10 protein-coding genes are annotated in these 13,050 nt (G+C 39.2%); 5 read left to right on the forward strand and 5 right to left on the reverse strand.

Annotation, left to right across the window (positions count from 1 at the left end; translation table 11 throughout):
- Positions 1-225: 225 nt before the first annotated feature.
- From D1164_RS00005 to D1164_RS00025, 5 genes are all read left to right on the forward strand, one after another.
- A complete protein-coding gene (locus D1164_RS00005) occupies positions 226-1,695 on the forward strand; it encodes a sodium:solute symporter (protein WP_119347883.1) in 1,470 nt (489 codons plus the stop codon).
- Positions 1,692-2,552: an ATPase gene (locus D1164_RS00010; RefSeq protein ID WP_119347884.1), complete on the forward strand. Its 861-nt coding sequence runs from the start codon at positions 1,692-1,694 to the stop codon at positions 2,550-2,552. The genes D1164_RS00005 and D1164_RS00010 overlap by 4 nt, the downstream gene beginning before the upstream one ends.
- A complete protein-coding gene (gene murQ / locus D1164_RS00015) occupies positions 2,536-3,345 on the forward strand; it encodes an N-acetylmuramic acid 6-phosphate etherase (protein ID WP_119347885.1) in 810 nt (269 codons plus the stop codon). Before D1164_RS00010 ends, murQ begins: the two co-directional genes overlap by 17 nt.
- A gap of 97 nt (positions 3,346-3,442) precedes the next feature.
- On the forward strand, positions 3,443-4,387 hold the full coding sequence (locus tag D1164_RS00020; RefSeq protein WP_119347886.1) for a hypothetical protein: 945 nt from the start codon (positions 3,443-3,445) through the stop codon (positions 4,385-4,387).
- A gap of 97 nt (positions 4,388-4,484) precedes the next feature.
- A complete protein-coding gene (locus tag D1164_RS00025) occupies positions 4,485-5,153 on the forward strand; it encodes an HAD family hydrolase (RefSeq protein WP_172594262.1) in 669 nt (222 codons plus the stop codon).
- A gap of 260 nt (positions 5,154-5,413) precedes the next feature.
- Here the strand turns inward: D1164_RS00025 and D1164_RS00035 are convergent, their stop codons facing one another.
- The 5 genes from D1164_RS00035 to D1164_RS00055 form a co-directional block, all read right to left on the reverse strand.
- Positions 5,414-5,827: a hypothetical protein gene (locus tag D1164_RS00035; RefSeq protein ID WP_147371960.1), complete on the reverse strand. Its 414-nt coding sequence runs from the start codon at positions 5,825-5,827 to the stop codon at positions 5,414-5,416.
- Between the two features lie 158 nt (positions 5,828-5,985).
- On the reverse strand, positions 5,986-7,734 hold the full coding sequence (locus D1164_RS00040) for a SusD/RagB family nutrient-binding outer membrane lipoprotein (protein WP_119347890.1): 1,749 nt from the start codon (positions 7,732-7,734) through the stop codon (positions 5,986-5,988).
- A 14-nt stretch (positions 7,735-7,748) separates the two neighbouring features.
- Entirely contained in the window at positions 7,749-11,159 is a 3,411-nt protein-coding gene (locus D1164_RS00045; protein WP_119347891.1) for a SusC/RagA family TonB-linked outer membrane protein, read from the reverse strand.
- A 115-nt stretch (positions 11,160-11,274) separates the two neighbouring features.
- Positions 11,275-12,276: a FecR family protein gene (locus tag D1164_RS00050; RefSeq protein WP_172594263.1), complete on the reverse strand. Its 1,002-nt coding sequence runs from the start codon at positions 12,274-12,276 to the stop codon at positions 11,275-11,277.
- Between the two features lie 193 nt (positions 12,277-12,469).
- On the reverse strand, positions 12,470-13,009 hold the full coding sequence (locus D1164_RS00055) for an RNA polymerase sigma factor (RefSeq protein WP_119347893.1): 540 nt from the start codon (positions 13,007-13,009) through the stop codon (positions 12,470-12,472).
- Positions 13,010-13,050 lie beyond the last annotated feature (41 nt).

The raw sequence follows: 13,050 nt of genomic DNA on the forward strand, positions 1-13,050 counted from the left end.
CATACCCCTAAATTTAATTTTGAATTTAAAGGTATGAATTCAAATCGTGGACAACCTATTTCGAGCATATCTTACATAATATCAAGTTCTTAAAACAATATTTTATAAAGTTTAGTGGACACTAATGATTTAATATAAAGAAAATATTCGTGAACCTTGTTTTTTAGTTGCAGTTTCTGCGGCAAGGTATTGTTGTGTCCCAAAATTTAAAATAACCATACTTATATGAATTTTACATTTATAGATATCATCATCATAATAGCCTATTTGGGTGGAATAACCTGGTTTGGAATTAAGGTTGCCGGGAAACAGGTATCAACTAAAGACTATTTTCTTGGAGGTCAGAAGATTCCCTGGTGGGTTGTTTGTTTTTCAATAGTCGCAACCGAAACAAGTTCTTTAACATTTATAAGTATTCCCGGGCTTGCCTATTTAACGAACCTTAATTTTCTTCAAATTACGTTAGGTTATTTTTTAGGAAGAGTGGTTGTTGCCTGGGTAATTCTTCCATCTTATTTTAAGGGAGAATTGGGAACCGCTTATACTTTTTTGGCAAATCGGTTTGGAATACCGATGAAAAATCTTGCATCCGGTGTTTTTATGTTGACAAGACTGGCTGCCGACGGCGTAAGGCTTTTTGCTACAGCTATTCCCCTTGCCCTTATTTTAAAGGAAACTTTTATTGCAGAAAGCCTTACAAATGAATGGATTTATATTATTTCAATCATCCTGATAGCCCTGGTGACTTACAGCTATACTTTTGCAGGGGGGCTAAAATCAGTTGTTTGGATGGAAGTGGTTCAACTATTCATATATTTTATCGGAGCAATAGCTGCAATAGTTGTTGTAAACCGGTACCTGAGCGGAGGAATAGGAGGAGGAATGACTGAGGCATTTAAAGCAGGCAAATATGAAGTGTTTAATTTTTCTGTAGATGGTGGCTTTAAAGGGTTTATCTCAACCCCATATACTTTTATTGCAAGCGTTTTGGGTGGTGCTTTTTTGTCTATGGCCTCACATGGAATCGATCAACTTGTTATCCAACGGTTGCTTGCTACAGGCACTCTTAAAGCCAGCAGAAAAGCGTTGGTAACCACCGGGGGAATCATTATATTTCAATTTGCCCTTTTCCTTTTCCTTGGCAGTTTGCTCTTTGTTTTTTATGGTGGAGCAGATATCAAACCCGATGAAGTTTTCCCCAGGTTTATAATTGAGGAAATGCCGACAGGACTTTCAGGATTGATTATTGCTGCCCTTTTTGCAGCGGCAATGTCAACTCTTTCAAGTTCCATTACAGCCCTGGGGTCTACAACTATGTATGATTATGTGGTGCCTTACTACAAAAAACTAAATAAGACCAATGAAATTATAATTTCCAGATTAATAACGGGAATATGGTGTCTTCTGCTTATTGGTTCAGCCATTTTATTTATGCAGAGTTCCCAGGTAGTTGTAGAACTTGCCTTGTCCATTGCATCATTTACTTATGGTGGATTACTGGGCACCTTTTTTCTGGGCGTTCTTTTCCGCAAACCACAGATTAAACATGCTATACCTGCTTTTATGGCAGGTATTATTGTGATGATTTATATTATCCTTTTCACTTCAGTTGCCTGGACGTGGTACACTTTAATTGGAACTATGGTTACAGTGATTGCAGGCCTGTTTTTAACTAAATTTTGGAGAACCAGATGATACTAATAGCAGACGGTGGCGCCACCAAGACAAGCTGGTGTTTTTCCGGTAAAGGAGATACACCGGGAATGATGTCCACAGGCGGTATTAATCCGTATTTCAGGACTACCGAAGATATTATTCAGGAATTGCAAAAAAGCTCATTTTCCCAACTTTCAGGAAAAGTGGAGCAGGTATTTTTTTATGGTTCCGGAGTGGTGGATGCTAGAAAGGCACAGGTCATCAGCGAGGCTCTTTTTTCTTTTTTTCCAACAGCGGAGATTGAAGTTCAGAGTGATCTTTTGGCGGCAGCCCGGGCTACGCTTGGTAAAAAGGAAGGAATAACCTGCATTTTGGGAACCGGTTCCAATTCGTGTCAATACGACGGGGAAAAAATTACCGCCCATATACCACCGCTGGGCTTTATTTTAGGCGATGAAGGCAGTGGAGCAGGACTGGGCAAACAGTTGGTTTCTGACTACCTTAAAAAGATTATGCCATCTGAACTGTTAGCACAGTTCCAGGCCAGGTATCCGCTGGAATACACTGAATTCCTGAACCGGGTTTACAATCAGGGAAAACCCAACCAGTTTTTGGCAGGATTTGTTCCGTTTTTAAAAGAAAACATCCATAAGAGTTACTGTGCCGGGCTTGTGCGTAGGGCATTTGAGTCCTTTATGACAAGAAATGTGGTGCAATACAAAGGACACGAAAAACAATCCATTTGTTTTGTGGGGTCGGTAGCATTCCATTTTCAAGAACAATTAAGAAATGTACTTTTGGAGCGAAATATGGTTCCGGGAGTGATTTTGCAGGAACCTTTATTAAAATTGATGGAATACCATCTTCAATTAAAAAAATATGAACAGTATTACTGAATCGAGCTCACCCTACAACAACCTTGAAAAATTGAGTGTTCAGGAGTTGTTGGAGGGAATACACAACGAAGATAAAAAGGTGCTTCCGGCAGTAGAAAAGACAATGCCGGAAATTGAAAAACTGGTTACAGAACTGGTCCCGAGAATAAAAAAGGGTGGGCGTCTTTTTTATGTAGGAGCAGGCACCAGTGGCCGGCTGGGTATATTGGATGCATCCGAAATCCCACCCACTTACGGGGTTGGGTATGATTTGATTATCGGCATTATTGCCGGAGGGGATCAGGCCATTCGTAAGGCGGTGGAATCGGCAGAAGACGATGAAAACCTCTCATGGCAGGAACTGCAAAAGTATAATATCACGGAATGGGACACGGTGGTCGGAATAGCCGCCTCCGGCCGTACCCCTTATGTTATAGGCGCCGTAAAAAATGCACGGGAACAAGGTATTTTAACTGCGTGTATCACCAGCAATCCCGGCTCTGCCCTGGCAAAAAATGTGGACATTCCCATTGAAGTTATTGTAGGGCCGGAATTTGTTACCGGAAGTACGCGTATGAAATCGGGGACGGCGCAAAAGATTATTCTGAATATGATTACCACTACGTTGATGATACAAATAGGAAGGGTAAAAGGGAACAGGATGGTAAACATGCAATTAACCAATGAAAAGCTGGTGGAACGAGGCACCCGGATGATTGTGGAGGAGCTGGGTTTCTCAGAAGAAAAAGCCCGTCGGCTTTTGTTAATGCATGGTTCGGTGCAGAAAGTACTTGAAGAATCGGGAAAAGGGTAGCGGATAATTCGTTTCAGGGGAAAGGAACCATTCTTCTTGTCAGATAGATAAATTAATAGAATTTTTTTTTCTTTGAAATAGTAATCAACAGATCAAAATGATAAAAATTGTATTTTCTATATTATTGTTATCTGCCACTCTTTCGCTATTGGGAGGTGATTTTGAAAAGTGTTATGTAACATATGAAAATCAAAGTACAGAGGGGCCAATGAAATTTATTGTATATGTTCAAAATAGCATCAACCCTATTTACTATTTTGGATTTGAAATATTACACGAAATAGATACTTCCGAACAAGTTTATTCGAATCAGTTTAGACTTCAGCGGGCATTTATATATGAGTTTGATGGTATGAAGATGCAATCGACCGGGCTTGTAGCTTTGGCTCCTGGTGAATCAGAATGTGTTTATAAGGCTTTAAATGCCGTTGACTTTACTGGAGGATTTCATGGCGATGAGCAATTAGTTGACATCAGTTTTTATATTGATGGAATCCGGCTATCCCAGATGGATCTGGCCGATAGTTTTCATTTAAAGCCATGTACTGAGTTTTCTTACATACAAAAGTCAAGTATGCATAAAACATTCAGAAAGAACAAATCCCAAGATCATGATCATAGGGTTGAATCAATTCACTTTAAGAATTCAATTTTCAGGGACAGTGGATACGAAACATATAACAGAATTGAATGGTGTGATAGTGTATCTATCGAAATCGGTTATATGTCACTTTCTGCTATTGGGATTGATATGGGAGAATTTTGTCAGTCTGACAAATATCAAATTTGTCAATTCAATAGATCTTCTGATCATAAATTAAAAGAAACAAATAATAATGTGCATATCTGGAATGAAACGAATGGTACTTACGCAAAAGTAAAGAGTGAGTTTAATGTATCTGACGATTCTGCTATTCAATTTATCTGGGATGTCACTAATTATAACAAATATTACAGAAATATAGTACCAAACGATCCTGTCAATGTGAATAAGGGAGATGTCTGGGATAGCTCAACTTTTGTAGAGTTTGGAATTAAATAATACATATAATATAGTTTGTGAATAGTTGTCATTAAATCAATTCTTTAAGGTTCGTTTGGTATTCATTCTTTAGATGCAGAAGTTGAAAAAAAATAATATGATAATATTATTCGATTTAGACGATACATTAATTGATAGTGAATCGGCACATCTTCTAGCATTTGATCAGATGTGTCAGGAACATTTAAAAATTGAGAATAATAATGCACAAAACTGGATCACTATTAAAAACAGAAATTTAAATCTTTTTTTTGAAGGGAAAATTTCTTTAGAAGAACATCGGTTAAATAGTATTATTGAATTTTGCAAAATAAACGACTTCAAAATTTCAAAAGCTGAAGCAGAAAAAGTATATCAACAGTATCATTTATTGCTACTTCAATCTTGCAAGGCTTTTCCTGATGTAATTCCAGCATTAATAGAATTAAAGAATCATCAACTAGGTATTATTTCAAATGGTATCTATTCAGACCAGATTTACAAACTAAGACAAAACAAATTACTTCCTTTTTTTAGTAAAATTATTGTTCCTGAGGATATCGGCTTCTCAAAACCCGCCAAAGAAATATTTTTTTATGCAGCTCAAGAATTTGGTGCTTCACTTTCAAATTGTATTTATATTGGAGATTCATATGAATTAGATTATTTAGGTAGTATGAATGCTGGTATGCGGAGTATATTATTAGACAGAAAAAAAATCTATCAAAACCAAAACAGAAAAAAAATCTACTCGCTCAATCAGTTGAAATTTGCCATAGAATTATAAGGTCTTACCCTGAAATAACTTGACACGAAAAATGTCCTTCAACTTTATTACCCGTCCTGCGTCATTTTTGGCATTTCCTGCGGCCTTTTTTTGATCCTGCAACGTTTTTGATTGTTCCTGCAGCCTTTTTACCCTTCCTGCTTTTATATTTTGTAATCCTGCTGCGCAGGAAAGCATAAAATCCATGCAGGGCAGGGTAAAAATAAGCAGGGCGCCCTACATGCTTGCAGGACGCCCCAACAGGATGCAGGATGTACATATTAAGTCACATCGTCCTGATTGCTGCTTTGTTTTCGGTGTAGTTTTCTCCAGTATTCGCTTTTCCGGTAAGCAAAACGAAGAGAAGCGAGCAAGTCGTTTCGGAAATCGTAGGCTTCAGGCACTTGTTGTGCCCACTCTTTTTGGGCTTCCTGTTGGGAACGATAGTCTTTGTTCCAAATGGATTGTGCCTCGCGGCATGCCCCTGCACGTACAGGCAGGTCATTTAGTATTTCCTCGGTAATACCAACTGCAGACAAGGCCCGGGCATCGTCGAGGCTCCATTTACAAAGGTTTTCTGCCTCTTGCAGAAACACATCAACCGGAATGGTTGGAATTTGGACTTCTTCGTCCGGGGTAGAAGAATGCAAGAAGAGGCCATCTCTTTTGAGACAGCCTCTTCTGATGTTTGGCACTCAGGTTTTAAATAGTAAAAAATTGGATTTACCCCAAAAAACCTTTGTTAAAATAAGGGCGCCTAAAAAACAGGCAGTTAGAAAACAGTTTTTCTCAAAAAATGCCGGGAATTTTTAGCTCCCGGCATTGGTAGTCTAAAATCTAAATACGGTAAGATTTAATAATTTGCCCACCACACTTTGTTCGACATTGCTTTGTTTGCCTCAGGAACATTGCTGTTTACTGCTTGTTCGCTTTCCGGAATCCTCATCCGTTGAGGAAGTACAAAGTTGGTGCTCCCTTCAGCATAACGGGCAAGTACTTTATTTGAAGTGACGCTTCCATCCGCTTCTACATAGTTTCCAACCAGTTTCATGTCTCTGTCAAGATAACAAAACTCAGGACTTTGGGCACGTCTTACTATGCTCCATGCCTGGTGTGGTACGGTATAAGCCGAAATCCAACGTTCAACATACAGTATTTCCAGTTTTGTTTCTTCATCAGATGCGGCGTTGTATTTTGCCACTACATCATCAGCAAAACTACCCAATTCTGCATCCCATCTTTCACAACTGGCCTGAAGTCCTTCGGAAAGCCATTCTGCCGCCGTTTTTTCATATGAAATCAAATCACGTTCAGTTGCCTCGGCCAAGGCTAAGCACACTTCTGCATAATCAAGGGATACCGGATCCCACGTGCCGCCATCATACCAAATAGAAGGATGCATCCATGAATAATTTTTTACATTCCCTTCAACGGGATGGCTATTGATTGAAGTTATCGTTCCATTATCCAGCATGTAAATCGCCCGTGCCGGCATGCCTTTGTGCTCATTAGAGGCATCTCCTTTGGGAGGCATAAAATATTTATCGATACGCGGGTCATAAATACCTGCAATCGGATTGATATTCACATCGGCAGAACCTGACGCATTCACCTCGCTGGCATACAATTCGGAGCCCTTCATATACTCAATAATGGCATAGGCCGGTATAAATGCACCTGGTCCCGGGCCCCAGGTTAAATTATATCCATCCCACGAATAGGTTTCTCCTCCAAGGTTCCCCGGCCACGTTTTAAAGAAACCATAATATTGATTCTGAAGGTCCACTGTTGACTTTGTCCTTGCAATTCTAAGGTTATCTGCATTTGATTCAGGTAATGGATACTGAACAATGCTTGCAAGAATCTGACTGGCACCATTTGGGTCAGCCATGGAGCGACGCAGTGCCATTCGCAAACGCAACGCATTGGCAAACTTTTGCCATTTTCTGACATTTCCTGAGTAAACCAGGTCAAACTTGTCTAAGGAACTAATGTTAACATCAGAATTCAGGTTTTCTTCGACCATTTTTTTCAGGATTGCCTCCAGGTCATTATAAATATCCTGTTGAGAATCGTATGCCGGTGAAGGAATTTCAATGTTACCATGCTCGGTATAAGGAATGTCTCCAAAAAGGTCAGAGATTTTTAGAAACTGAAAAGCGCGGATGGTATTTGCTATTCCGACATATTCACTGGCATAAATTTCATCGGGGTTATTTGCATAATAGTCAAGCAAAATTTTGAGGTTAGCAAAAAGAGGGCCTCCGTATCCGTTGTTGGAGTTGCTGTTGTATGAACTCCATGTGGCGGCAGTCCAGTCTTCGCTATATGTATACGATGAGTTTCCATTCCACCAGCAACCGGAATATCCTCCCTCCAGATGGGCGGCAAAACGTTCTGCATGAAGGACAACCCCTCTCCAGAATTCAAAACGATCTTCGTGAAACGCCTTGCGCATACTACTTGCCAGTACACTTGCCGGAGAAACTTTTTCTGTGGAAGGACTGTTCGGGTTCGTATTCAATTCATCGAAATCGCTACATGCATTTGTAACTCCGATTAATATAAGCCCTGCAAAAATTATTTTATATATTTTTTTCATAGCTACGTCGTATTTTAAAATTTAACATTGAGTGCGAAACCATAGGATGATGCAGATGGCATATTATACAAGCTGTAACCTTGCCCGTTTCCTACTCCCCAGGTTTGGTTTGGATCGATGTCCCGGGCCTCTTTATCCCGGTACAAAAAGAGAAGGTTATAAGCATTTACTGAAAACCTTACACTTCGGATAAACGCATTGGGAGACATTTTAAAAGTATAGGCTAACGAAGCTTCTTTTAACGAAATGTTTGTTGCATCAACAACCCAGGGTTCTCCATAATCAGCGAGGCCAGCCCAATAATTCTGAGCATTCATGTTTGCCGTTATCGGATTTCCCTGGCTGTCTACTCCTTCAACAACAATACCTCCTTCACGGTAATCAAGTGTATTTTTTGTAACACCTGCATCCGAAAGCTCTGCTTTTGTAGCATTCAGGATATCGCCTCCTATTTTTCCACTCACTAAAAATTTTAAAGAGAAACGCTTATACGAGAAGTTATTTAACCATCCTATCACCGCATCAGGATTAAAATTTCCGAGTTCAACCGGATCAACTCCTGTTCTGAATGTATTCTGGGTGGTCAATTGATATTGTCCGTTCACTTTTAACGGCTTCCCAAATATTTTACCGTAACCATTTTTGCCTGTTTCAGCAACAATCTGGATTCCTCCGGCAAGATTTTCCAAGTTAGAAAGGACCTGGTTTTCTATTCCTTCTGAGAGCTCTACAATCTCTGTTGTATTTTTTGCGAAGGTAAAAGTAGTTTCCCATTCTAAACCATTCCCCCTTACAGGTACACCTCCTAATGCAATCTCAATCCCTGAGTTTCTCACTTCCCCTGCATTAATCAGCTTGGCTTTATAACCTGTTGCCGGGGAAACAGGAGTTTCAAGAATTTGATTTTCGGTTGACTGCCAATAGTAGTTAAAATCAAGTAGTAAGCGGTTTTGAAAAGCTTTTAGCTCAACGCCGGACTCGATAGAGGTGGTTAATTCAGGTTTTAAATCGCGAACACCAGGTATTTCAGCCACATCCATTAAAGGAATGCCATTGTGATTTATCAGCGGATTAATGCCAAATGTTGTTGCTAAACGGTAAGGATCTGTGTCATTACCCACTTTAGCATATCCCAAACGTAATTTTAACAGGTTAATTTTTTCTGTATTTATCAATTCATTTGCCAGAAATGCTAATGAAAAAGCAGGATAAAAATAGGATCTGTTATCTTTCGGAAGCGTTGAGCTCCAGTCGTTGCGGAACGAAGCATCAAAATAAAGATAATCTCTGTACCCTAAGTTTATCGTTCCGTATAATGAATTTACCTGTTTTTTATAGTAATTGTAACTGGCCGATTTGGTAAGAAAGCTTTGTACATTCCAGAAACCCTCATTTATAACCTCATCTCCCTGGTTAAAACTTTTATCTGAATATTCATATCGAATATTACCTCCAATATTCGCATTCATACTTAAATCTACGAATCGTTGCGAATAAGTAAACAAGGCATCCAGGTTGGTTTCAATAGTATTGTACTGGTTCATAATCCATCTACCCGTTGAGAGCTGTTTATGACCCCGGTTATAACGTTCTTCAACAATATGATTGGAATAATCGGTCCCGGCCCTTACAAAACCACTAAATTTACTGCTTATATCAAAATCCAGTTTGGCATATCCCAAAAAGCGGTTTTTCTTATTGATTAATTCATCGTAATCTGTAGTCCAGTAAGGATTCATCTGGGTTCCGGTAAACGGATCATTTGGCGTTTTTTGATAGTTAAATTTTTTCAACTCATTAAGATCAACGTTACGAGGTAGCATAAACAAACCATAGATGGTATTACTGGTAGCTTCTCCCAGCCATGTACCCCCGTCAATCCTTTGGGTAATAAAGTTTGCTTTGGCATCCAGCCTTAACCATTGTGCCAAATCAACCTGGCTCTTTATAAACAAATTATGGCGGTTCTGGTCGTTGTTAGGTAGTGTGCCTTTTGCATACAGGTTTGTATAGGAAACCCTTGTGAAACCATTCGCTCCGCTTTTGCTGAAAGAAAGTGTATTCGTTGTCCTTAAACCGGTTTCGAAAAAGTCTTTCACGTTATCCGGGTGGGGCGCATATTTTAAATTATCCTGAAATCCACTCCAGCTCTCAAATGTTTGTCCTTCCATTTTGGGCCCCCAACTGGTACTTCCATTAATCAAATCATAAGTGGCAACATTATTCACATATCTTCCTTGTCCATATTGATTTTGAAACTTTGGCAAAGATTGTTCTGTAATCATATCAAACATATTTGTCGTTGAAAACTCAACGCCAATACCATCCTTGGCCCCTTTACTTTTGGTGGTTATTACAATAGCCCCGTTTTGAGCACGTGAACCATACAAGGCTGCAGCATTAGGCCCTTTAAGTACCGTAATAGACTCAATATCATCGGGATTGATATCCATTGCTGAAGAGCCGAAATCTTTCCGGTCCCATACACCAACACTTTCTTCTATTGTTGAATTATTAATAGGGACTCCATCCACAATGTACAAGGGTTGGTTATTCCCGGTAATGGAACTGTTCCCACGCAAAACCACACGATTTGATGATCCCAGTCCTCCTTGCGAACTATTCATTTCCAAACCAGCCACTTTACCTTGAATTGAATTCAAAACACTGGCTCCGGAGGCGGAAGATATTTCCTCTTCTCCAACCTTTGACACTCCATATCCCAACGATTTTTCCTGACGTTTAAGTCCTAAAGCAGTAACAACCACTTCTTCAACTTGTAAATCATCTGGTTGTAACGTCACATTTAAAACATTTCCTTCCGGACACGAAAACTCCTCCGTTACCATTCCAACAAAAGAAAAAACCAACACATCATTTCCCGAAACGTTGGGAAGTGAATATTCCCCATCCGAATTGGTAACCGTTCCTTGCGTAGTGCCTTTCACCACAACGGTTACGCCGGGCAGTGGCTGGCCGCCGGAGTCGGTTACGCTCCCGGAGATCATTTTGGGTTGGTAGGTTTCATTATCACGCCATTGCCGGGATCTCCCTGTTTTTAGATCTGGTTTGATTAAAATGAGACTGGTTGCCGTAATCGAATAGTCTATATTTTCCCCCTCGAATATTTTATTGAGGATGTTCTCAATGACTTCATTTTTAAAACTGGCATTGATCTTTTTGTTTAAATCAACTTCTTCGTTTTGGTAAATAAACCGGAATTTAGACATGGACTCAATCTCCTGGAGTACCTCTTTAATGGTAACCTCCCGCAGGTTTAACGATAGTTTGGTCGCCTGCGAATAAACAGTCGCAGAAACGTGCAGCATCGAAATCATCAGAATAAAAGTTGTCAGTTTCATTACCAGTAAAATTTTTTTTAAAACCGGACTTAACCGCTTTCTTCTTACATCAAATTTTTTCATACTTTTGTAATACTTTAATTAGTTAGTAAATATCTAATGTGGAAAGCATTAGATTAAAACTTTCAAATAACGGGGAATGTGCGACCATTTCCCGTTTTTTGTTTTTGATACGGAATTAATTCATAGGCAATTTATTTTTTTGTGATACAGTGATATTCCTGCCATTTATCGTGTAATCAATTTTGCTGATTTCATTTAAAGCCTTAAATACATCGAAAATTGACTTTTCCTGGAGTACTCCGGTATAGTGAATATTCTCCCCGATGTTTTCTCCGGCAAAAGTTATTTCCACATCGTACCATCTTTCCAGTATCCTGGCAACATTTTTCAGGGACATATTATCCATGTATAATTTTTTCTCCATCCAACTCAGGTTATACCGGGGCTCTTCCGCCGAATAATACAGCTTCCCGGAATTTTTGTCGAAAGAGCCTGTTTGTCCCGGGGTTAATACCAACAGTTCCGTTTTACTATCGTGTAGTTCTACTTTTCCTTCGGTTAAGGTTGTTTTTATTACAGCGTCGTCCGGATAAGCGGAAAGATTAAATTTTGTGCCCAGAACGGTAAGCCTTAAGCCTTCCTGCATCCGGACAATAAATGGCGCTTTGTTTTTCTCTACCTCAAAGTACCCCTCTCCACTAAATTGCACATTCCGGGTTCTTTTGCGCCTGTCGAATTGATAGATTAATTCCGAACCCGCATTGAGCATTACCGAAGTTCCGTCCGGCAAAACAACCTTAGAACGGCTGCCCAATTCGGTAGTGAGCTTTAATGGTTCTGTATCCGGAGCAAACCAGTTAAAATAGAATGAGAACCCTAACAAAATCAGTAGAGTAGCCGCTGCTCCATATAAAAAAATAATTTTGAAACGACTGGCAATCCTTGTTTGTTTTACAATTTGGTAATTAACTTGTTCCCATGCATTTTCAGGCTTGTATTTTTTCCTTTCGGCAAGAATATCTATCCCCTCCCAGATTTTGACATATTTCGAAAAGTTCTTTTTGTTTTCCGAAGCAGAATCTATCCAATGCTGAAATTCCGGGTCTGTAGTACCTGAGCCCATCTCATTTTGAAGATGATCGATAATATGCTCTTCCTGTTTTTGCTTTTCTTTCATTCTTTTTTGTACTTCATTTAAATGACACATCCATGGTAAAAAAGTCCTATTGCAAATTCCATTTTTTTACTTCTGTTTGATGAAGAGTGTACGGGATGATTGAAAATAGTATGATTCTGTTTCTGCCGGAGGTGCATCTGGAGAGTTTAGTAATCAGGTTTTTGGGGCGAATTTTGTAAGGCAGCACAAAGTATCAGAAGGCGCTTTTGACCTCCAGGCATGATTTTAAATATTTAAGGGATTTCCAAAGTTGATTTTTGATGGTTTTTATCGAAATATCTAACCTTTCGGCTATCTCTTTGTGTTTTAGTTTTTCAAAACGACTCAGAAGAAGTACTTCTTTTGACCGCTCCGGTAACTGATCAATACAATTCTCCAGTTTTTGCAGAAAATCTTCCTGTGTCAAATCTTCTGTTTCCTGAGGAAAATCCGCGTCCTCCAATCTGTTTATGGCCTTTTTACGGTTTTTTTCTGTCCTTAAAAAGTTTAGTGCACTATTTTTTGCAGCCCTGAACAGGTAATGTTTTGTGTTTTTGTAAACCACTATTTTTTTGCGATCAGACCAAAGTTTTATAAAAAGATCCTGCACAATATCTTCTGCATTTGTTGAGTCAGCTACAATGGTGGTAACAAAAGAACACAATGATGCATAGTGTTTGAAAAACAAAAGGTTAAAACTGGAGTAATCATCTTGTTTTATCCGGGAGAGCAGTATTTCATCCGTTTTAGTCATACGTTAATCTCAGTACAATATTAGCCAAATCACTTTTAATT

Origin of the sequence: Mariniphaga sediminis (assembly GCF_003573545.1) — a bacterium.
GTDB lineage: Bacteria > Bacteroidota > Bacteroidia > Bacteroidales > Prolixibacteraceae > Mariniphaga > Mariniphaga sediminis.